The 21638-nt window shown below is 66.1% G+C and carries 15 protein-coding genes; 6 read left to right on the top strand and 9 right to left on the bottom strand.

The features are described from left to right. The first annotated feature begins 158 nt into the window (after positions 1-158). Both AC56LY_RS22460 and AC56LY_RS22455 read left to right on the top strand, forming a co-directional pair. On the top strand, positions 159-731 hold the full coding sequence (locus AC56LY_RS22460) for a GbsR/MarR family transcriptional regulator (protein ID WP_499583304.1): 573 nt from the start codon (positions 159-161) through the stop codon (positions 729-731). Between the two features lie 81 nt (positions 732-812). Continuing rightward, positions 813-1385 (top strand): hypothetical protein, encoded by a 573-nt coding sequence (locus AC56LY_RS22455; RefSeq protein ID WP_499583302.1) that lies wholly within the window; start codon positions 813-815, stop codon positions 1383-1385. Here the strand turns inward: AC56LY_RS22455 and AC56LY_RS22450 are convergent. Further along, positions 1324-2355: an alpha/beta hydrolase gene (locus AC56LY_RS22450; protein ID WP_499583300.1), complete on the bottom strand. Its 1032-nt coding sequence runs from the start codon at positions 2353-2355 to the stop codon at positions 1324-1326. The genes AC56LY_RS22455 and AC56LY_RS22450 overlap by 62 nt on opposite strands. 154 nt (positions 2356-2509) lie before the next feature. Between AC56LY_RS22450 and AC56LY_RS22445 the strand changes: the two genes are divergently transcribed. The 4 genes from AC56LY_RS22445 to AC56LY_RS22430 all read left to right on the top strand — a co-directional run bounded on the left by AC56LY_RS22445 (position 2510) and on the right by AC56LY_RS22430 (position 7776). Continuing rightward, positions 2510-3067 carry an RNA polymerase sigma factor gene (locus AC56LY_RS22445; protein WP_499583298.1) on the top strand — a complete coding sequence of 186 codons (558 nt, stop codon included), beginning with the start codon at positions 2510-2512 and terminating at the stop codon, positions 3065-3067. A gap of 22 nt (positions 3068-3089) precedes the next feature. Further along, positions 3090-4031: a FecR family protein gene (locus tag AC56LY_RS22440; RefSeq protein ID WP_499583296.1), complete on the top strand. Its 942-nt coding sequence runs from the start codon at positions 3090-3092 to the stop codon at positions 4029-4031. Between the two features lie 113 nt (positions 4032-4144). Further along, on the top strand, positions 4145-6499 hold the full coding sequence (locus tag AC56LY_RS22435) for a TonB-dependent receptor (protein WP_499583293.1): 2355 nt from the start codon (positions 4145-4147) through the stop codon (positions 6497-6499). Continuing rightward, on the top strand, positions 6499-7776 hold the full coding sequence (locus tag AC56LY_RS22430; protein ID WP_499583291.1) for a ComEC/Rec2 family competence protein: 1278 nt from the start codon (positions 6499-6501) through the stop codon (positions 7774-7776). The genes AC56LY_RS22435 and AC56LY_RS22430 overlap by 1 nt, the downstream gene beginning before the upstream one ends. Before the next feature lie 39 nt (positions 7777-7815). On the opposite strand, the gene AC56LY_RS22425 is transcribed toward AC56LY_RS22430, so the two are convergent. From AC56LY_RS22425 to AC56LY_RS22390, 8 genes are all read right to left on the bottom strand, one after another. Next, the gene (locus AC56LY_RS22425) at positions 7816-9336 is read right to left on the bottom strand and encodes an ATP-binding protein (RefSeq protein ID WP_499583289.1); all 1521 of its coding nucleotides are present in this window, start codon (positions 9334-9336) and stop codon (positions 7816-7818) included. After that, positions 9299-10006: a response regulator gene (locus tag AC56LY_RS22420; protein ID WP_183554044.1), complete on the bottom strand. Its 708-nt coding sequence runs from the start codon at positions 10004-10006 to the stop codon at positions 9299-9301. Before AC56LY_RS22420 ends, AC56LY_RS22425 begins: the two co-directional genes overlap by 38 nt. After that, positions 9978-11366, bottom strand: a complete 1389-nt coding sequence (locus AC56LY_RS22415) for an ABC transporter substrate-binding protein (RefSeq protein WP_499583287.1) — start codon at positions 11364-11366, stop codon at positions 9978-9980. Before AC56LY_RS22415 ends, AC56LY_RS22420 begins: the two co-directional genes overlap by 29 nt. 91 nt (positions 11367-11457) lie before the next feature. Continuing rightward, complete coding sequence (locus AC56LY_RS22410) at positions 11458-14034, bottom strand: family 20 glycosylhydrolase (RefSeq protein ID WP_499583285.1); 2577 nt, start codon at positions 14032-14034, stop codon at positions 11458-11460. Between the two features lie 37 nt (positions 14035-14071). Next, positions 14072-15316 carry an ABC transporter substrate-binding protein gene (locus AC56LY_RS22405; RefSeq protein WP_499583283.1) on the bottom strand — a complete coding sequence of 415 codons (1245 nt, stop codon included), beginning with the start codon at positions 15314-15316 and terminating at the stop codon, positions 14072-14074. A 13-nt stretch (positions 15317-15329) separates the two neighbouring features. Beyond that, positions 15330-17051 (bottom strand): hypothetical protein, encoded by a 1722-nt coding sequence (locus AC56LY_RS22400; protein WP_499583281.1) that lies wholly within the window; start codon positions 17049-17051, stop codon positions 15330-15332. Positions 17052-17124: 73 nt separating this feature from the next. After that, the gene (locus AC56LY_RS22395) at positions 17125-19779 is read right to left on the bottom strand and encodes a TonB-dependent receptor (RefSeq protein ID WP_499583279.1); all 2655 of its coding nucleotides are present in this window, start codon (positions 19777-19779) and stop codon (positions 17125-17127) included. 76 nt (positions 19780-19855) lie between these two features. Beyond that, positions 19856-21211: a sugar MFS transporter gene (locus AC56LY_RS22390; RefSeq protein WP_499583277.1), complete on the bottom strand. Its 1356-nt coding sequence runs from the start codon at positions 21209-21211 to the stop codon at positions 19856-19858. Between the last annotated feature and the right edge of the window lie 427 nt (positions 21212-21638).

The following is a 21638-nucleotide window of genomic DNA, read 5'->3' as shown; positions in this document are numbered from 1 at the left end:
TATGCGCTGAAACTTTTGGTTTGTGTGCAATGGGTGACCAGGTTAGTCGGGAATTACGAACGTATTAACAACAATGGCAGCAACAACGTTCATGCGTGGTACGTGTCCGGGTGACGTGGGATAATTCACCTTTCACAAGCATCGAAAAGTTCGCAACCATGACGCCACTTGTCCAAACGTTTGTCAGTCACTTCGGCGAGATGGGCAGCCGCTGGGGCATCAACCGCACGGTGGGGCAAATCTATGCCCTGCTCTTCGTTTCCGAAGACCAGCTGCATGCCGACGACATCGGCGAAAAACTCGGCATCTCGCGCTCGAACGTGAGCATCGGCCTGAAAGAATTACAGTCGTGGGGTCTGGTGCGCCTGTCGCGCATTCCGGGCGACCGCCGCGAATACTTCACGTCGCTGGGCGATGTGTGGGAAATCTTCCGCGTGGTCGCCGCCGAGCGGCGCCGGCGCGAAGTCGCCCCGACGCTGTCGGTGCTGCGCGAGTCGCTTATGGCCAATGCCAACCACCCCGAAGACAAGTTCGCACAGGAGCGCATGCGCGAGATGCACGAGCTGGTCGACCTGGCCAACAACTGGTTCGACGACCTGCAGCGCCTGTCGCCCGAGTCGATGGCGCAATTGATGAAGATGGGTTCCAAAGTCCAGAAGCTGCTCTCGGCCAAGGACCGCCTGTTCGCTACCAAAGACGTCAAGGCGCCGAAGCAAACGCCGGAAGAATAAGGTGGTCGGCATAGGCGTGCTCGCCTCTTTCAGCCGACCGGCTAGACTGGGCTTTTCCTTTTTCTCTTATCAGTCCAGTCCATGAATATCGCTTGTATCGCCTGGGGCTCGCTGCTCTGGAAACCCCAGGGCCTGAAGCTCGCCTCCGGATGGCATCCGGGCGGCCCCGCCATGCCCATCGAATTTGCCCGCCAGAGCGACGACAGTCCCGAACTGGCGCTCGTGCTGTGCGAAGGTGCGCGCCTCATGCCCACTTACTGGGCCTATGTCGCCACCGATGACCTGGATGCGGCGCGCGCCATGCTGTTCGAGCGCGAAAAGATCAGGGCTGCGTTCCCCGAATGGATCGGCAGCGTGCCGGCGCAGGACGGCGCGGCAGAAAATCCGCGCGTGGCTGCCTGGCTGCGCGCGAAGGGCATCGACGCCGCCATCTGGACCGCGATCCCGCCCAAATTCGACGGCGTGAGCGGCCGCGTGCCGACGGTCGACGAAGCCGTGGCATGGCTGGACAGCTGCAGCGGCGCGCAGCGCGACGCCGCCGAAGATTACATCCGCCGCACGCCGGCCCACATCGATACCGCGTACCGACGCATCATCGCGGCGCGCCTGGGCTGGCACCCGCTGCGCGAGGCGCACGTGACGCAGATGCGCTGACCGGCGCGATACGTTGCCGCACCCAGGCCTGCGCATGTGCCAGCGTCACGCTGGCCATCGCGGTCGGAAAATGAATGAAACCATGTGGCGCTTCGGGCGCCACGTTCAATTCGACATCGGCCACCTGCTGCCAGCGCTGCGCCAGGCGCAGCGTGTCGTCGAGCAGCGGATCGCCGCTCCCAACGATCATCAGCGCCGGCGGCATGCCGGCCAGTTCGCCGAACAGCGGTGACAGCGGCGGCTGGCGGCGCCCGGCGTCGTCCAGATCGGGCGTGAGCATCTGCAGTCCGGCCAGCATGCGCGGCCCGTCGAGCACCAGCGTTTCGGGCCCTGCGCTGCGCACGCTGTCGGTGCCGGCCATATCGTAGACGCCGTAGTACAGGACGGCCCCGGCGATGCGCGCCAGCAGCGCCGGCCAGGCCCGCAGCCCTTGCAGCGTAGCGGCAGCCAGGTGCGCGCCCGCCGATTCTCCGACCACGACCACCGGCAAGCCGGCATGGTCGGCGTGGTCGGCATATTCTGGCAAGCCGTCCTGCAGCAGCCAGCGGGCAGCAGCCAGGCATTCTTCCATCTGCTCATGCACCGATGCGCGCGGCGCCAGCCGGTAATCGACCGACACCACGGCCAGGCCACAGCGACTGGCGAAGGCCGCATTGAACGCATCGTTCATGGGCGCATTGCCAATCACCCAGCCGCCGCCGTGGATATCAAGCACGATGCCGGCCGCCGGCCCGCGCGGGCGGATGATCCGGACCTGCACCTTCACCCCACTCATCTCCACCATGCGCGTCTCGACCTGCAGGCCGGCGCGGCGCAGCTTGCGGTCGGCGCCGATCTGGGACAAGCGCAGCAGGCCCTGGACAAGTGGCGGCATCAAGCGGTGGCGCGAGCCGAAGCGCGGCGCGCGCGCGAGCTTAGTATTGAAGCGTTTCGCTTCGTTCAGTGTCTGGTCGTCCAACGTCATTGGCATGCAGGGCCTTCTGTTCAATGGTGAGCCGCCCACGCGCCCCGGATATCGGATACCGAAAGTCACTTGCGGGTCATATTGACATGCTACCCTCAGCCACGATTTTGCGTGTTCCGATACCGGAATTTCTCTCGCCCTTCGTCTACCGACATAAGACATGTGCAATGACCTGGACGACTGGTTCATCCATGAGGTGCTGCCGCTGGAAGGCATCCTCATGCGCTACCTGCGCCTGAACTGGCGCGACAGCGACGAATGGCCCGACCTGCGCCAGGAAGTCTACGCACGCGCCTACGAAGCGGCCCGCAACGGCCTGCCGGAGCGGGTAACGCGATTCGTGATGACCATCGCGCGTAATCTGCTGATTGACCGCGCACGCCGGCGCCAGGTCGTGTCGATCGAGGCGTTTGCCGAACTTGACGACCTGTCGGTGTACGAGCTGACCCCCGAGCGACATGCCAGCGGCCGGGCCGAGTTGTCCGCACTGGCGGAAGTGCTCGACGCCTTGCCTGCGCGCTGCCGCGAAGTGGTGGTGCTGCGCAAGGTAGAGGGCATGTCGCAGCGCGAAGTCGCCGCTGAAATGGGGATCACAGAGGACACGGTGGAAAAACAGATCATGAAAGGCATGCGCGCCATCGCCGATGCCCTGTTCGCGCGTGGTATCGGCGCCGACATCGTCCGGCGCGAGCGCAAGGTGCGCAAGCAAGGCAAGTAACCACTACAGCAAACAACGTGCAATGAACGAAGCAAATCACAACGCGGAGGCGATCGAGGCCGATGCAGCGCAGTGGCTGGCCCGCGAAGACGGCGATGGGTGGCACGCAGACCTGCAGGCCGAACGCAATGCCTGGCTGCGCGACGACGTGCGCCACCGGGTGGCGTACCTGCGCCTGCGGGCAGCATGGCAGCGCGCAGATGCCATGGCCGGCCAGGCCATCGAACGCCCCGTGTCACGCCGTCCGCTGGCGCGTTTCTCGCGCTGGCGCATGGCGGCAGGACTGTTGCTGGCCTGTGGCCTGGGCGCCTTTCTGGCACCCGATGTCGGCTGGCAGCAGGGCCAGCGCTATGCCACCGGCACCGGCGAGAACCGCACCATCGCGCTGGCCGACGGCTCGCGCCTGATGCTCAATACCGCCACCCGCCTGCGCACCGCTCCCGATGGCGGTCGCCACGTGTGGCTCGACAGCGGCGAAGCGTATTTCGACATCGCCCATGATCCGTCGCGTCCCTTCGTCGTCGAAGCGGGCACCAGCCGGGTGACCGTGCTGGGCACCCGCTTTACGGTACGGCGCGATGGCGAGCGCACGCGCGTGCTGGTCGAACAGGGCCGGGTGCAGGTAGATGAACGCGACGCATCGGTGGTACTGACCCCCAACCAGGAAGCGCGCAGCGCGGCCGGCCACATCGCACGGGCCGAGCACAGCCAGGTCCAGACCGAGCAGCGCCTGGCGTGGCGCGAAGGCCGGATCGTGTTCGACCAGATCACGCTGGGCGAGGCCATCGCCGAATTCAACCGCTATAACGACCGCAAGCTGGTCATCACCGATCCCGAAGCGGCGTCACTGCGTATCGGCGGCAGTTTCGCGCCGTCGAATATCGACGGTTTCGTGCGCCTGCTCGAGCAGGGCTTCGGGCTGCAGGCTGAGCGCGGCACCAGCCAGATCGTCATCTCACGCTGAATTATTTTTGGTTCGCATACCGGATTTTTCCAGCCCACCCGTCTTATAGGGAAGCAACTCATGCTGCCCGCCGCGCATCACCGCGTGGCGTCCCTCACGCAAGGAACAACCCGATGGCGAATCCAACCCTGATCGGCGCCCTGTGCGCCCTGACTTTCTGCGGCACGCTCCAGGCGCAGACCCTGACGCTCGACATTCCTGCGGGCGCGCTCCAGCCGGCACTCGACCAGTATGCGCGGCAGACCGGCGTACAGCTCCTGTACCGCGCCGAAGACGTGCAGGGTCGCCAGAGCGATGGCGTGCGGGGCCAGCTCGATCCGGGCCGCGCGCTCGATGCGCTGCTGGCGGGCACAGGCCTGGCGGTGCGGCGCGACGGCGGCGCCGTGATGATCTTTCGCGAAGCGGCCGGTCCGTCCACCGCCGGCAGCCGCGACCAGGGCACGGAACTGAACACGGTCACCGTGACTGCGCAAAAGCGCTCACAGTCGGCCCAGGACGTGCCGATCGCCATGACTGCCCTGTCTGCGCGTACCCTGGAGACGCACCGGGTGCAGAACCTGCAGGATGTCGCACGCCTGACCCCTGGCCTGCTTGTCTCCGCCTTCAGCCAGGCCAATCCCACGATCGCGATTCGTGGCGTGAGCAACACGTTCTCGCAGATCGGCGTGAACAAGCCGGTCGGCGTGTTTGTCGACGACGTGTTCATCCCGCGTAACAGCGCCGCCAGCTTCGAGCTGTTCGACCTGGAATCGATCGCCGTCCTGAAAGGCCCGCAAGGCACGCTGTTCGGCCGCAACGTGACCGGCGGCGCCATCGTCATCAACACCCGGCGCCCGGACACCGAGCGTATCGCGGTCGAAGGCGAGATCATCGCGGGCAATCATGGCGAACGCCAGGCAAAGGGCCTGGTCAACCTGCCGCTGGGCGACGGCGCCGCCCTCAAGATTTCTGCGTCGAGCCGCCAGCGCGACGGGACGGGACGCGATCGCCTGACGGGCCGCGAGCAGGACGACATCGACAGCCAGAATATCCGCGCCCAGGCCCTGGTACGCCTGGCGCCAGGCGTGGAAGCGACCTTCAGTGCCGACTATGGCGACGACAGCAACGGCGGCCGCACGCTCTCGTCCGATACCCTGGGCGACGATGGCGATGTCCGCACGTCCGAACTGGGCGTCAACCAGGGCTACCAGCGCACCATCAAGGGCATCTCGGCCAGGCTGGCATGGCGCCTCGCAGCGGGCGAACTGACCTCGATCAGCGCCTGGCGCCGGTCGGCATCGAGCGAGGATTACGCGGGTGTCGGCGCCAGCTACACCTTCCTGACGAGCGGCAGCCAGAGCGTCACCCGCGACGAGGACGAGATCACCACCTTCTCGCAAGAATTGCGCTATGCCAGTCCAAAATGGGCGCATGGTAACGTCGTCACCGGCCTGTACTTTTCAGACGAAGATGGTGCGCGCCGTCTCGGCGTGCGCGCACTGGCGGCCCGTACCGGCGCACTGGCCAGCGCCACCCTGGCCGAGCAACAGGTCGACAGCCGCAGCGCGGGCCTGTTTGCCGACGGTATTGTGCACCTGGCCCCGGTGGTCGACCTGACCCTTGGCGCCCGCTACACGCGTGACCGCAAGAGCGCGAGCCTGGTGCGCAGCGACCTGCTGCGCCCCGCCAGCAACTTCAGCGTGAGCGCACTGCGCAATACCTGGAACGAAGTCACGCCGCGCGCGGTGCTGACCTGGCGGCCGGCGGCCGGCCTGATGACATACCTGAGCGCCACCCGCGGCTTTACCAGTGGCGGCTACAACGCCGATGCATCGAGCGCCACGGCGTTTCGCATGCCGTTCGATCCCGAAACGGTCGACAATTACGAGCTGGGCCTGAAGTCGCAGTGGCTGCACAACCGGGTGCGCCTGAACGCCTCGGTGTTTCACATGAAGTACCGCGACAAGCAGGAGCTGGTCAACAATACCCAGACCGGCATCCTCACCATCTTCAATGCCGGCAAGGCGACGGTCGACGGCAGCGAGATCGAACTGGCGGTCAAGCCCGCGAGCTGGCTCGACCTGTCGGCCAACTTTGCCTACCTGGACGGGCGCTATGACCGTTTCGTCGTCGGCACCGTCAACAACAGCGGCAACCCGATGTCGAATTCACCGCGCCGCCAGGCCGGCATCGCCGCCGACCTGCGCTATCCGGTCCCGTTCGGCTACCTGGTCGGCGCGGCCAGCTATGCCTGGAAGGACAGCTACAACACGGGCGCGGCCAACGACCCCAACCTGCAATTGCCCGCCTTCGGCCTGGCCAATCTTTCCGCCGGCGTCGAATCGCCCGATGGCACCTGGCGCCTGCTGGCCTGGGTCAAGAATGCCAACGACACCGCCTACCTCCTGACCCGTTCGACCCAGGTCGTGCGTGCGCGCTACGTGGGCGAGCCGCGTACTTTCGGCCTGAGCCTGACGGGACGCTTCTGATGACGGCGCCGAACGACAGGCGTCGCCGGCTGCTCGGCGCGCTGCTGCCGCTGGCGGCAGCATCAGCCGGTGCAGCGCCGCTGCGCGCATTGGTGGCGCCTGCGCCCGAGCGTGAAGGCGCACCACTCGCCGCCTGGCAGCCCGGCTGGCTCGATATTCACCACATCGCGACCGGCCGCGGCAACGCGACCTTCGTCATGTTCCCCGACGGTACCAGCCTTCTGATCGATGCCGGCGCCTCGCTCAATGGCCTGGATGTTTCGGTGGCGCCCCGGCCCGATGGCAGCCGCCGTCCGGGCGAATGGATCGCGCGTTACCTGCGCCGCCATCTCGGACGCGCCGGACTGGCGGGCCTGGACTACCTGCTGGCCACCCACCTGCACCCGGACCATACGGGCGATGTCGATGCCGCCTCGCCGCTGGCGGCGGCTGGCGCCTGGCGCCTGGGCGGCGTGACCGATGTCGCCGAGCAGATTCCGATTCACGCCGTCATTGACCGCGGGTTCCCGGACTACGATGTTCCGCTGCGCGTCGATGCCCCCTTCGCAAACAACTACCGCGCCTGGATCGCCGCGCGACGCAAGGCAGGGCAGCGCGTCGAGGCCTTTGTGGTCGGCAGTGCCGCCCAGATCGTGGCGCGCGGGCACCGGTCGGCTGCTACCGGTTTCGAGGTGCGCAATATCGCAGCCAATGGCGAGGTCTGGACCGGCCAGGGCAGCGCCACACGCACGCTGTTCCCGCCGCTGGCGTCAGTCGCCCGTGCCGACTGGCCAAACGAAAACCAGTGTTCGGCCGCAGTGCGCATCGCGAGCGGGCGCTTCAGCTACTTCACCGCCGGCGACCTGACCAGCTACACCCAGGATGGCGCCCTGCCCTGGCACGATGTACTCGGCCCGGCCGCGCGCGCCGCCGGCCCGGTGTCCGTAGCGACGGCCGACCACCACGGCATGTTCGACGGTCTGAGCGCGCAGGTCGTACGGACCTTGCGTCCACGCGCCTGGATCATCCCGTCCTGGCACATCGCGCATCCGGACATGCTGCAACTCGAACGCATGTTCAGCGAGCGGCTGTATCCAGGACCGCGCGCGGTATTTGCCACCACGGTGATGCGCGAAAACCTGCTCGCCAACGGCCGCCTGACGCGCAAGCTGCTCAGCCACGACGGCCACGTGGTGGTGCGGGTGCCGCCGGGCGGCGATCGTTTCTATGTGGCCGTCACCGGCAATGCCGATGAACATGACAGCGTCAGAATGGTCACGGAGCAGTTTGCCGCATGAGGTGCGGCACACCCCATTGCCCGATCAGGCGCGCGAGGCTCAAGCCACCGGCAAGTGCACCACCGCATTCAGGCCGCCCTCGGGATGGTTCGACAGTACCAGCCGGCCGCCATGCGCCTCGATCACGCCGCGCGCGATGCCCAGGCCCAGCCCCATGCCGCCATCATTCTGCTCGCGCCCATGCGCCAGCCGCACATACGGGTCGAACAGGCTGGCAAACGCTTCATCGGGTACGCCAGGCCCGTGGTCGCGCAGGCAGATCAGCACCCAGCCAGGCTCCTGGCGCACGCTGATCTCGGCGCGCGCGCCGTAAAACAGCGCGTTGTCGAGCAGGTTGCCAAGCGCACGCTTGAGCGCCAGAGGTTTGCCGCGCACCGTCACGCCGGACGGCTGCCAGGCCACCGCGTGCCCCGCCAGTTCAGCGCTGCGCACCATGCGGCCCAGCATCGTATCGAGCTTGATCTCGGTCGGATTTTCGTGGATGTCGCTGTCCTTCACGCATTGCAGCGCGCCCTTGACCATCATGTCGAGTTCATCGAGGTCTTCCTCGAATTCGTCGCGAAGGGCTTCGTCGTCCAGCAGTTCGGCGCGCAGCTTGAGGCGCGTGATCGGCGTGCGCAGGTCGTGCGAAATCGAAATGAACAGGCGCTCGCGGTCGTCGATATAGCGCCCGATGCGCTCGCGCATCGCACTGAAGGCGCGCGCGGTGTTGATGAATTCGCGGCTGCCGGTTTCGGGCAGCGGACGCGCCTCGTCGTCATGGCCCTGGCCCAGCGCCGACGCGGCATCGGACAACGCGGCCAGCGGTCGCGTGATCGAGCGCACGACGAGCAGGCAAAGCAGCAGCACCACGGCCAGCGACAGGATCTGCGGCATCAGGCGATCCCACGCGAACGGGTCGCTGCTGTCGAGGAAATACGGGTTCGGCATCAGCGCCGCCATGTACAGCCAGTTGCCGGGCTCGATCTCGGTCTGGATCACGAGGATCGGGGCCGGATCGGGCTTAAGCAGCAGCACATGCTGGACCCAGGCATTGGGCAGGTCGTCCAGGCGCACATCGTGTTCGGCCACCACCAGCCGGTCAGGCCGGGCAAACGCGAGCCGGAAGCCCGGCGAATGCGGCAGGTCGCTCCGGAGCGTGGCGTCGACCGTGGCAATCACGCTTTGCGCAAGCGGGTGCGGCGCGATCTGCTCGATCGGCACATAGGCATGATTGAGGTTGACGAAAAAGCGCGTGCCGCCCATTTCACGCAACTGCTGGATGATCAGCAGGCGATAGGCCGGCGGCAGGCTGCGAAAGAAGCGGATCGCGCCGGCCGCGCTGTGCGCCACGTACTGGGCCGACGACTGCGCCTCGACCTGCGATTTGGCGCGCAGCTGGCTGGCCCAGATCGCACTGGCCGCCAGCTGCGTCACCAGCACCCCGGCCACCATCACCAGCGTCAGGCGGCCAAGCAGCGACGCCGGCAACCAGCGCTGCAGCGGCTGATGCAGCATGCGCGCGAGCGGGTTGCTGCTGCGGCTAGACACTGGACACGCTGACGTCGGCCGAGAACACATAGCCGGCCCCACGCACGGTCTTGATCAGCGCCGGCTGCTTGCCGTCGTCGTTCAGCCGCAGGCGCAGGCGGCTGATCTGCACGTCCAGCGAGCGGTCGAGCGGGCCGGCGTCGCGCCCGCGCGTTTCTTCGCACAGCAGGCCGCGGTCAAGGATCTTGCCGGGATGTTCGGTGAAGTATTTAAGCAGCTGGAAATCGAGTCCCGTGAGCGCCACCGGATTGCCGGCGCTGTCGGTCACTGTGCGCTCCATCAGGTCGAGCGTGAAGCCGACAAACCGGTGGTAGCGCACCGACGGCGTCTCGGGCGCGGCGCGGCGCAGGATCGCCTTGATGCGCGCCAGCAGCTCGCGCGGGCTATAGGGCTTGGCGATGTAGTCGTCGGCGCCCAGCTCGAGGCCGACGATGCGGTCGGTTTCATCCGAGCTGGCCGTGAGCATGATGATCGGCACATTCGAGCGCTGGCGCACCTGCTTGCACAGCGCGAAGCCGTCGGTATCGGGCAGCATCACGTCCAGGATCACCATCGACAGCGTCTCGAGGTGCGCATGGAATTCGGCCAGGAAGCTCTCGCCGTTGTGCGACAGGATCACGTCGTACTGGTTTTTCTCCAGATACGTCTTGAGCAGCACGCAGGTTTTTTTGTCATCGTCTACGATCAGTATCTTGCGCACCCGGCGTCCCCTGGCTGGTTAGATTGAATAGTCGGAACAAGGCGGCGAGGCGGCGCTGCGCCACCGCCACCGGCACGGCGTCGTCGAGCAGGTAGCGATGCACCTCGGCGATGATCGCGTCGCGGCTGGCTTCATCGGTCGCCATGCGGTGCACGAGGCTGGGCGCCTGCACCGCCTCGCCGCCGGCGAAGGTCGTCCACGACGCCCGCGCGCAACTGTCCATGCGCGCCGGCTCGGCATCGCGCCGCACCGGCACCGCGCCCTTGAGCAGATTGAAGTCGGCCTGGATCGACGGCGAGAGCAGCAGGCGCGCCATCTTTTCCTGGGCTTCCCGGTGCCGGTAGTCGCCGGCGAACATCGACAGCGTGTCGACACTGTACAGGTGATACGCGCCAGTACCCGGCGCGCCGACGCAGCCGTAGTCCTGGTCCAGCACCATCCGGTGTTCGGCCAGCTCGGGCTTGGCCCAGTCGCCCATGATCATCATGCCGGCCTGGCCGGCGGCGAAGCGGCGTACGACCTCGGTCCAGGGCCGCTCGGCTAGCTGGCCGCCGGCCCAGCCCTTGATCGTGCGCAGGCGCTGCAGCGCGTGCGCGGTGCGCGCATCAAAAGCAGCGGCCGGACTGCGGCGCACGAACAATGCGCGATAGAAGGCCGGCCCGCTTTCGGCCAGCACCAGGTTCTCGAACAGCGCCGCCACCTGCCAGGCTTCGCTGCTTTGCGCCAGCGGTTGCACGCCCGCGGCCAGCAGGCGCGCAGCGACGGCGTCGAATTCGGTCCAGGTGGTGGGCGGCGTGAGCTTGAGCCGGGCGAACAGCGCGCGGTTGTAGAACAGCGTATTGACGCGGTGTATGCCGAGCGGCGCGGCCATCGTGTGCTTGCGGTACTGGATCAGGTTCTGGACCGTGGGGAACAGCACGCCGCGCCAGTTGTCGGCAACGGCCACGTTGTCCAGTTCGAGCAGCAGGCCCATCTCGGCCCATTCGGCCACCGATACGCCGATGATCTGCGTGACTTCGGGCGCGTCGCCAGCCAGCACCCTGCCCTTGAGCACCTTGCCCGCGCCGATGCCGGCGCCGCCGGGAATCGCGGCGTCCTCCCACTGCACGCCTTCCTTGCCGAGGCGCTGCGCCAGCAGGTCGGCCGCGCGGCGTTCGCTGGCCGAGGTCCACCAGTGCAGCACCTGCAGGCCGGACGATGGCGCTGCGGACGACGCTGCAGACGACATTGCGGGCGCCGGTGGCACGATCGCCAGCATCGGCGCCGCCGCCTGCACGGCGCCGTGGAAGGCGCCTGCGGCCAGGACGGCCAGGATGGCGCCAAGCCGCAGGCGTCGCCAGTCGCACCAACGTCCTGCCACTTTTCCGATCGACGCTCTCACCCGGTATCCCGCAGAAAACGCTGATTATAGCCCCGTGTTCCGCTACCCAGCAGGCATTTTGGCCACGCCGTCAGCGCCGGTCGATGCGCGCCACCAGTCCCGGCCTGCCATTGCGGTCGAAGGCCGCGACCTGGATCAGCCCCCGCTCGGTGATCGGCCCCGTCACCGCCCGGCTGCTGGCGGTCGGCGTGCTGCCGTCCACGGTATAGCGCAGCGCGATCCCCGGCAGCACGTGATTGACCAGAACCTTGTCGCCGTCGAGCAGCAGGCCGGGCGGCGCAATGCGATATGCAACGCCGGTGCGATCCAGGTCGAGCCGCGGCAGCACGCGCTGGCCCAGCGCATTGACGAAGCCCGACCAGGCCGTGCGGTGCAGCGCTGCTGCCTTGGTGGCATCGGGCTCGGTGGCCCAGGCCGGATCCGGCGCCCAGGCCCGTTCGGCCACCGCCAGCAGGCGTGGCATGACCAGGTAATCGATGCGGGCCGGGTCGCGTACGGTCTCGGTGAACAAGGTCGCTTCCAGGCCACGCACGCGGCGCTTGCCGAAATCGGTCAGGCCGTCCTTGCCCACGCGCGCAGCCTCAGTCGCGTTCTTCAGGTAATCGAACGGGATGAAGTCATAGGGGGTGTCAAGTTCAATGTAGTCGCCCCAGTTCACACCCGGTTCTTCCGGGTTGGCGTTGTGGGCCATGTCCATGTACATCTTGGTCACGGGTGCCAGCACGATGTCGTAGCCGGCATTGGCCAGTCGATAGGCCAGGTCTTCGGCGCCTTCGGTATTGTTCCAGACCCAGGCGAGAAAACCCTTTTGCGTGAAGCGGGGATTCGGGATCAGCTTGTTCCTGCCATGCAGCGTGGTCTTGCGCGCCGCCAGTTCTTCCCAGCCCGACGTGTAGAGGCCATGCTTGCGCAGCATGCCGTCGACCCGTTCATAGAAATAATCCCACAGGTCGGCTGTCGATTCGAGGTGTTCGCGCGCCATCGTGGCGCGGCTGGCCGGGGATTGTTCCCAGGCGCCGTTCGGCAGTTCGTCGCCGCCCATGTGGATCGTGTGCAGCGGCGCACCGGCTTCGCGGTGCAGCTTCACTACTTCATCGACAACGTGCTGGACGAACGTGAAGCTCGATTCCAGGCCCGGATTGAGCACGTGATCGTTGTACAGCTGCGGCGACTTGTAGACCGAGCGATCGGCGAAATCATTGAGCAGGTACTTGGCCGCGTCCTTGTCGCCGGCTGCCTTCAGGCGGTGGTAGCGCGCTTCCATCGCCTGCACGGCGGCGCGCGCGTGGCCCGGCATTTCGAGTTCGGGAATCACTTCGATGTGACGCGCCGCCGCGTAGCGCAGGATCTCGATGTAGTCGGCGCGCGTGTAGTACCCGCTGCCGCCCGGATCGCGCGGATCGGGCCCGGAGCCGTAGGCTGGCTGCAGGCGCACGCCCGGCTTGGCGCTGTGCCCGCGCACGGCGCCGATCGACGTCAGTTCGGGCAGGCCGGCGATTTCGAGGCGCCAGCCTTCGTCTTCGGTCAGGTGGAAGTGAAACTTGTTCATCTTGTAGCGCGCCATCAGGTCGAGCCACTTGAACACGGTTTCCTTGGTGTGGAAGTTGCGCGATACGTCGAGCATGAAGCCGCGATAGGCAAAACGCGGCGCATCGACGATCGTCACCTCGGGCAACGACTGGTCGGCAGCGCCGGGCAACGGCAGCAGGTCGCGCAGGGTCTGCAGGCCATACGCCACGCCCGCCGGGCTGTTGCCGACGATCGTGATAGCGCCACCGCTGCCGGCGCGCACCGCAAGGCTGTACGCTTCGGGCGACGTTTGTCCTTCGACCTTGCCCACGCTCAGGCGCAGCGCAGGCCCGCTGCCCTGCAACGATGCCGGGAACAGCGAGCGCGCCAGGTCCGCTTCGCCTGTCAGCGCCGCTGATGCGCTCACCGATGGCTTGCCCGTCAGGCGCAGCTTGCCGCTGCCCTGCGTCAGTTGCAGGGGCGTCGGCAGCACAAGGGGCACGGCGCTCGCCGGCAGCAGGTCGGCACGCTGGTTGCTGCGGTAGGTATCGGCAGCGGTGACCACGGGCCGGGCGCCCGTATCGCCCTTGTCGAGCTGCTCGGGGCGCGTCACCGGCAGCAGCGCGAAATCGCTGATCGCCACACCGACCTCGGGCTGCGCGTCGTACACCAGATAAGGCCCGATCGGCGCCCGCGCCATCTTGATGATCACCTGCGGGTGGTAGTAATCGATGTCGAGCGACTGCCCCGGCGCCAGGCCCGCAAAGTTTGCTTGCGGGCGCAGGCGGTACAGATTGCCGGCAACCTGCTCCATGCGCAGATTGCCCGTCACCGCCCCCGGCACGACGCCGTCCATGCTGTTGAAGTACAGCGTCCAGCCCTTGGCCGGCAGGCGCTGGCTGTCGTTGTTGGTCAGGATCATGCGCGCCTTGGCGCGGCCCTCGGGCATCTGCGGCGTGTACTCGTTGCGCAGCAGTTCCCAGCGCATCTGCAGCCGGGCGCCGCTGGCGACGCCCTCCATGCCGGCCGCAGCGGGCGCTGACAGCGGGGTAGCCGGTGCAGCAGCCATGCCAGCCAGCGGCGCAGCCAGCAGCAGTGACGCGAGAGCGCAGCGTCGAACCAGGTGTGTGGTATCCAAGAGTGTCTCCAATCCAGCCAAAAAGTGGGTTCGTCGTTCAGGGTTGCGGGGGCTTGTACCACCGGTCGAAATCGCGTTGCAGTCTGGCGGCCGCAGGTTCGGGCGCCAGCGTCCCTTTCAGCACGTCGGCGTTGACGCGCCATAGCACGCTTTCCATGCTGGGTTGTCCGCGGTGCAGCACCTGCGCATTCAGGCGCACGGTCGACGCGCAGCTGTTGCGCCACTCGACCATCTGCTTGGCGACCGGATCGCGCATCGCAATCAGGTGATTCGACAGCGTGAAAAAGCCGGTCAGCCGGTTGCTGTAGATGTCGGCAAATTCCTGCGAGCCGACCCAGGCCAGGAACTTGAAAGCGTCCTGCTTGTTCTTCGATGCGCGGTTCACGCCCAGCCCCAGGTCCATGTGGTCCGAGATAAAGCAGGCGTCGCCCCGCCGTTTTACCGGCGCGGCAAACACGCCCAGCTCCAGGCCGGGCGCGCTGCTGAAACGCGCGATATCCCAGGAACCGGCCGGATAGATCGCCGCGCGCCCGGTAGCAAACATCGCCTGGCTCTGGCCATAGGTTTGCGTGGCGGCGCCCGCGGGCAGATAGGCGCCCATGCGGGCACCGAAGCGCAGCGCTTCGACAAACGGCGGATCGGTCAGGCGCGCGCGCCCGTCGGCCAGCGCCTTCTGGCCAGCCTCGCCGCGCCAGAAATTGGGCCCGATATTGGTAAATACCAGCTGGCTCGCCTCCCAGCCATCTGCCATGCCGAGCGCCAGCGGCGCGACGCCGTTCTTCTTGAGCACATCGAGCACGCGAAAGAATTCATCCACCGTGCGCGGCGCCTGCAGGTCGTACTTGCGGAAGATCGCCTTGTTGTACATGAAGCCGTGGATCACCGACGCCACCGGCATGCAGAAGGCTTCCTTGCCGCCGGCCGTCTGCCAGGCCACCATCGCGCCCGGCTCGAAATACTGCATGCCGGGCTTGCCATCGAGGCGCTCCAGATGCCCCTGCGCGTACAGGCTCAAAGACGCGTCGAACGGCCGGCATGCAACCAGGTCGCCGGCGCTGCCATCGGCCAGGCGCGCCGCGAGGCGGCCATCGTAGTCGGTGGGCGCGGTTGGTGCGAACTTGACGTCGATGCCGGGATGACTGCGCTGGAATGCGGGGATCAGCACCTTTTCCCAGAGCGCCTTGTCGTCCACGCGCCAGCTCTCGATCACGAGCGTGCCGGCATGCGCGAGCGGCGCCACAAGGGTCAAGAGTGCGCACAGCATCCATCCGGCAAAGTGCATCGACCTGCCCTTCTCAGTAATGCGCGTACGGATTCTTGTTCCGGTTCGCGTAGTACAGCCAGGCGGTGCCTGCCACGCTGCCCGAACTGGTGAAGTCCGCATTGGTATTACGCGTCGCGTACGGCATGCTGCCCAGCTTGTCGACCATGTAGTTCAGCGACTCCAGCATCTGGCTGGCCCCGTTGCCCGCGCACTGCAAGGTGGGCGCGCCCTGGCGCATCGCCATGATCGCGCCCAGGCTGCCCTCGCTCCAGACGAACGGCGCGCTGGACGGCACGTTGTCGTAGATGACGTCGTAGAAGCCGACGATGCCGCTCACGTTGCGCGACGGGTAGTCCAGGCGTCCGGCGGTATTGAAATAATCGCACATCCCCGGCAGCGCGGCGGCGAAGTTCTGCCCGGCGCTGCCCGTGTTCCCCAGCGCCAGCACCGACCACGAATAGGTATCGAGATAGCGCTCGCCGGTATTCAGGGTGCCGGTATTGGCGTCGTAGCCACCCAAAAAGCGCGTGCCGTTCCACAGGCTTTCCGCCATCTGCCGCAGTTGCGTGGCGGCGGTCAGGTACTGGCTGCCGCCATTGAGCGCGTGGTACTGGTGCAGGCTGGCGTAGGCATCGAGCTGGTGCTCCAGCGCGAAGATGCCGGTGCGCCCCGCCACGTAGTTGGTCGGCGCAAAGCGCAGGCCGCGGCGGCCCACGCCATTGATCGTCACGGCCACGGTTTCGGCGCGCAGGTAGTCGTGCAGGCGGGCCGACATGGCCAGGTACTTCGTACTGCCAAAGGCTTTCTGGTAGGCGTTGAGCGCCATGCCGAACCAGGCGTTGGCGCCGGCGATGCGCATGTCCACGCCGGGATTGGCGTCGGCACCATCGGCCAGATAGGCAAACACCCAGGCGCCGGACGCTGTCTGCGACCTGGCCAGCGCGTTGATGATCTGCTCGGCGCTGGCCTGCTCGCCGGCCAGGCTGAAGGCAATCACGGCCAGCGCCTGGTCGTACAGGAAGGCCGAATCCATGTCGTGGAAGCTGCGGATCAGGCGCCCTGCGCCATATGGCCCACCCGTGACCTGCGGCGTATTCATCATGCGCTGCAGTGCGGCGATCTGCGCGTTGGCGGATGTTGCCGGCGCCGGGAAATAAGCAGCGGTGTAGGCCGTGACCGCCGCCGGATCGATTGGCAGCGACAGCTTGGTCGTGCCCGTGATCTGGCCGCTGCAAAAGCCGCCAGCCGCATTGCAGTTGGGGCCCGAGAGCGGATCGTACGACGCCGGGTGCAGCACCAGCACGGCGCGGTCGGCGCTGCCCACCGAACGTGGCAGGGTCAGCGTGAACGTGCCGTCGGCGTTGATGACGGCGCTCGCATCGGCCTGGTAATAGAACACGTCGTGGTGGATGAACACGCCCAGCCGATAGTTCTGCACGCTGCCTGCCGGCAGCGCATGCGCGCCGCGGAACACGGTCTGCGTGGCCGACTGCGTCAGTTGCGAGATGCCGAACGCCACCGCCGGCGTGGTGGCCAGCGGCGGTTCATTGTACGGAAAATCCCACCCGGACCAGACGGGCCACGGTGACGCGGCAGCCATGGCGACGGGCGCCGCCGACAACTGCCGTGAGACTCCGGCGCTGCTATCTGTCGCATTGCCACCGCAACCCGCCAGCACCAGTACGCCGGAGCCCGCCAGCGCCGTTGCTACCGCCGTTGCCACACTACCCAGACCATTGTTCGCACCACGCATCGCATTCTCCTGAAGGACACACTGCTGACAAGTTGCTGTCCGGCCGCCGGGCGGCGACCGGATGATCACCGCATTACCAGTCCACGCCCACGCGCACGCCGAACATGCGCGGCTCGTTGTACTGGCCAATGACATACCCCGGGTCGACGATGCGGGCATTGTTCTTGGCAAGCACGTCGTTCAGGTTATTCACGTACACCTCGGCGCGCCAGTTGCCGCCTGGTGCAGTCAAGCGCAGCGACGCGTCGTAGGTCGCGTAGGCGCCCTGCTGGTTGCCGACGTGGGCGTTGTCCAGGTTCTGGATGCTGAAGTACATCTTGTCCTGCCAGCGTGCCGACAGACGCGGCGTGAGTTCGTAGTCACCCGTCAGCATGAAGCGCTGCGAGACTTCGATCCGGGCCGAATTGCGTGGCGCATTCGGCAAGTCATTACCCACCACGTTCGCCGGGAAGCGGCCGACCAGCGCCTGGTTCGGGCCCGTGTAGCGCACGCACGGCTCGACGCCGTAGGTAGCGCGGAACGGGCCGCACGGCACGTCACGCCAGGTCTGCGTGTAATCCGGGTACGACACCACCTTGGCACGCAGATGCGAGTACTGGAAATTGACTTCGGCGCCCGCCCACGGACGGTATTTGCCTTCCAGTTCCAGGCCCGAGATCTTCGCTTCGGCCGCATTCGTGGTGCCGTACAACACCGCCGAATCGCACGATGGATTGGCCGCGGTGCACGGGATCGCCGGGATGATCTTGCCCATCTCGACCGCGCCGGTCATCTGCATGTCCTTGTAGCGGCTGTGGAAGGCGGTGGCGGAGAACGACAGGCGGTTGTCCAGCATGCGGCCCTTGTAGCCGACCTCGAAGTTGGTCAGTGTTTCAGGCTTCCATGGCAGGAACGTGTAGTGCGGGCCTGGCTCACGATCGGCGCAGTTGCCGCCCAGGCCACGCGCGCAGATGTTCTGCTTGTCGCTGAAGCCGCCAGCCTTGTAGCCGGTCGAGAGCGATCCGAACACGAAGTCGTCCGGCGTGACCTGGTAGCTCAGGCCCAGGCGCCAGGTGAACTTGTTCCACGAATCGCGGTTGCTGCTCACGTCAGGCGTGATGCCGGCCATGCCCGCCACGCCGTAGTACGAACCCATGCCGGGTTTCAGGTCGCTGCTGTTGAAGAAGCGGCCCGGGATCGGCGTGTACTGGCCCTGGAAGTACGAGTACGGATCGCCCGTGGTGCCCGAATCGTAGAACTTGCCGTTCTTGTCTTCGCGCTCGTCTCGCGTCATGCGCCCGCCGACCGTCAGGTTCCATTTCGGCGCGAAGGCCCAGTCGACCTGGCCGAAGGCGGCCATCGATTCGGACTGGCGGTCGGTCTGGTCGTACAGCGCGTAGTACGGCGCGCCCGGTGCATTGACCATCGCCGAGATCGAGTCTTCGCCGAACTCGATCGCGTTCTTTTCGTGCATCCAGAACAGGCCCGTGACGTAGCGCAGATTGCCCTGCTCGCCGCGCAGCTGCAGTTCCTGGACCGTGGTCTTGAACTTGGACGAATTGGTAAAGCCGGCCGAATCGTTGACGAAGCCGCCGTAGATGTTGATGTCTTCGGCCAGCGGCTGGTAGCCCGAGTCGCCGTCGCGGATCTGGCGGCGGTTCTGCTCCGAGTACGACACGTTGTATTCGACGGTCGTGTGGTCGTTCACGCTCCAGGTCAGGCGGTTGCGGAAGGTGTCGATGTTCCAGTCGAGTTCACCCGGCCGGTTGATCTTGACGTCCCACTGCCCGCCCGGGCAGGCGTGGGCCGTGCCGGCCGCCATCGTGCAATCCTTGAGCGCGATGTCGCCGGCGCCCTTGTTGGTGTAGCGCTCGTAGGCGCCGAGCCATTCGAGATCGTTGCGGATCTTCCAGCGGCCCTGCAGGCGCGCCGCCCATTCGTCCTTGTTGCCATAGGCATCGCTGGCGCCGACCTTGCGGTTGTAGCGCTGGTCGACATCGGGAATGACGTTGCCGGCCGCATCGCGCGCCGGCGTCACGCCGAATTCCGGGAAGTTCGCGGCGTAGAAATCCTGCTCCTGGTTCAGGTAGCTGTCGCGCTTGATGACCATCATCGTGGCACGCATCGCGAAGTTGTCGCTGACCGGGATGTTCTGCACGGCCGTCACCTGGCGCAGGTTGTAGCGCCCGAGTGTCAGGCCCGCATTGCCTTCGGTCGAATTGAATTGCGGCTTGTTCGGGATGATGTTGATGCTGCCGCCCGTCGCATTGCGACCGAACAGCGTGCCCTGCGGACCGCGCAGCACTTCAACCTGCTCCAGGTCGAACAGCAGCGCCAGCGCCGATTGCGGGCGCGGCGTGTAGATGCCGTCGACGTTCAGGCTGACCGCCGGATTGCCGATCTCGGTGAAGTCGTTGCTGCTCACGCCGCGCACCGAAATCTTCACGCCCGAGCTCCCATCGGTCGCACTGCCCAGTTGCAGATTGGGCACTTCGCCACTCAGGCCGCGCACGTCGGTGATGCCCTTGCGGGTCAGCTCTTCCTGGCCGACGGCAGTCACCGACACCGGGGTGCGCAAGAGCGACGTCGAATGGCGGGTGGCCGTCACCCGCACCTCGGCGATCGCTTCACCGGTGTTTTGCCGGGGCGTCGCCGCCGGGGGCGTGTCCTGCGCCAGGGCCGGCATGGCGATGCAGGCGCTGGCGACAGCCGCACTGATCAGCGTTTTATGTGGTTTCAGTAGAGACATCCGGTGCTCCTGGTATGAAATGAAAAACGATGGACCGCGCAGCAGCGCCGTGCGGACAAGTCCTGTGGGGTGGAAATCAGGGTCGGGCGGCTGCGCCCGGATTGCGCCAGCGGCGGATCTTGTGGCCGTAGGCCGCGTACCAGAGAATCAGGCCGTAGCACGGCAACAGCATCCAGTAAGCGCTGCGCGAGGTGTTCAGGTCGGCGAAGTGGCCGTACAGCAGCGGCAGCACCGCGCCACCGGAGATCGCCATGACCAGCAGCGCCGAGCCGCTTGCCGTGTAGCGGCCCAGGCCCTGCAGTGCCAGCGGCCAGATGGCCGGCCATACCATGGCGTTGGCCAGGCCCAGCAGCGCCAGGTACATGACCGTGTCCGGCACCGTCGGCACGCCAGCCCAGCCGATCAGGGCTTGCGAGACGCCGCTGTCAGTGGGCGAGCCGGTGGCCACGCCGATCGTCAGCAGCAGGCCGGCCACGGCCGAGAGCAGCAAGGCGCGCTGTTGCGACAGGTAGCGCGGAATCGCCACCACGCCGATCAGGTAGCCGAGCACCATGCACATCATCGTGTAGGACGTCAGCACGCCGAAATTGGCCACGTTCAGTTCATGCCCATACAGACCGATGGTGTCGCCCGCGATAACTTCTACGCCGACGTAGGCAAACAGCGCCGTCGCGCCCAGCACCAGTTGCGGGAACTGCAGCACGCCGGTGCGCTCGACGCCAGCCTCGGGCGTGTCGGCCTCGGGCTCGATATCGCGCAGGTTCGAAAAATGGATGAAGACCATGATCACGAACAGCACCGCAGCCATGCAGATGTACGGCAGCACCAGCCGCTCGGACAGGCCGGCCCGCGCAGCGCTGCGGGCAACCGGGTCGAGCGCTTCGAGCGCCGTGTGCGAGAAGCTGTCGATGTCGGCCAGCATCAGCGTGGAGAACACGAGCGGCACCACGACCCCGGCGCCTTTGTTGAAGAGGCCCATGATGCTGATGCGCATGGCGGCGCTCTCGCGCGGGCCAAGGCAGACGATGTAGGGGTTGATCGCGGTCTGCATCAGCGTCATGCCACTGGCGAGCGTGAACAATGCGACCAGGAACAGTTCATAGCGCGCGCTTTGCGCCGCCGGGATGAACAGCAGCGCGCCCGCGCACATGATGCCCAGACCGATCGTCATGCCCTTCTTGTAGCCGGTGCGTACCAGCACCGCAGCCGATGGCAGGGCCATGGCCGTGTAGGCGATGTAGAACGCGAAGGTCACCCACAGGGCCTGGAAGTTGTTCAGGCCGCAGACGATCTTCAAAAAGGGAACCAGCGAACCATTGAGCCAGGTGACAAAGCCCAGGATAAAGAACAGCAGGCCGACGAACGCCATGCCGAGGACAACGTCGCGCCTGGAATTGCCGGCAACCGGCGCGCTGGCGAGGGTCACAGCCATGGTGCGCTACCTGCGTCGATGGCTGCCAACAGTGCGCACGACAAGCGGTGCGGGAGCGTTTTGAACTGTTGCATGAATGTCCTCGTGTTATCGATGATTCATGCTAGCAGCGGCGCCAGCGGGCGACTACCAGCTGCCAGGAAACGCATAACCTCATGATTTTATTGAATTGTTAGTTGCTCACCTGCCGCTGTTGCTCACACTTCTTTACAAACGGGGCGCCCTGACGCTGCCAGTCGCGGGAAATGCGCGGTGCTTGCTTGCAAAACTTTACAAAACGACGCGAGAAATTACAGGAGTGTGACGTCAGCGCCACATGAAGGCGGGTTTATCGACAGCGACGTGCGGTGTGGGCCTGCTTTACACCTTGGCAGCGTCGTATGCAGCAGGCATCTATAACTGACTGATTATTCAGTAACATCCGTTA

The organism is Telluria sp. ZT3P25 (assembly GCF_059685895.1).
This window is presented reverse-complemented; position numbering and strand designations above follow the sequence as displayed.

What these genes read in the sequence shown, in the direction of transcription:
- AC56LY_RS22425 (WP_499583289.1), bottom strand. Translation starts at nt 9,336, where the DNA reads ATGTGTTCTCGGCCGACGTCAGCGTGTCCAGTGTCTAGCCGCAGCAGC.
- AC56LY_RS22405 (WP_499583283.1), bottom strand. Translation starts at nt 15,316, where the DNA reads ATGCACTTTGCCGGATGGATGCTGTGCGCACTCTTGACCCTTGTGGCG.
- AC56LY_RS22395 (WP_499583279.1), bottom strand. Translation starts at nt 19,779, where the DNA reads ATGTCTCTACTGAAACCACATAAAACGCTGATCAGTGCGGCTGTCGCC.
- AC56LY_RS22440 (WP_499583296.1), top strand. Translation starts at nt 3,090, where the DNA reads ATGAACGAAGCAAATCACAACGCGGAGGCGATCGAGGCCGATGCAGCG.
- AC56LY_RS22450 (WP_499583300.1), bottom strand. Translation starts at nt 2,355, where the DNA reads ATGCCAATGACGTTGGACGACCAGACACTGAACGAAGCGAAACGCTTC.
- AC56LY_RS22400 (WP_499583281.1), bottom strand. Translation starts at nt 17,051, where the DNA reads ATGCGTGGTGCGAACAATGGTCTGGGTAGTGTGGCAACGGCGGTAGCA.
- AC56LY_RS22460 (WP_499583304.1), top strand. Translation starts at nt 159, where the DNA reads ATGACGCCACTTGTCCAAACGTTTGTCAGTCACTTCGGCGAGATGGGC.
- AC56LY_RS22445 (WP_499583298.1), top strand. Translation starts at nt 2,510, where the DNA reads ATGTGCAATGACCTGGACGACTGGTTCATCCATGAGGTGCTGCCGCTG.
- AC56LY_RS22390 (WP_499583277.1), bottom strand. Translation starts at nt 21,211, where the DNA reads ATGGCTGTGACCCTCGCCAGCGCGCCGGTTGCCGGCAATTCCAGGCGC.
- AC56LY_RS22435 (WP_499583293.1), top strand. Translation starts at nt 4,145, where the DNA reads ATGGCGAATCCAACCCTGATCGGCGCCCTGTGCGCCCTGACTTTCTGC.
- AC56LY_RS22455 (WP_499583302.1), top strand. Translation starts at nt 813, where the DNA reads ATGAATATCGCTTGTATCGCCTGGGGCTCGCTGCTCTGGAAACCCCAG.
- AC56LY_RS22430 (WP_499583291.1), top strand. Translation starts at nt 6,499, where the DNA reads ATGACGGCGCCGAACGACAGGCGTCGCCGGCTGCTCGGCGCGCTGCTG.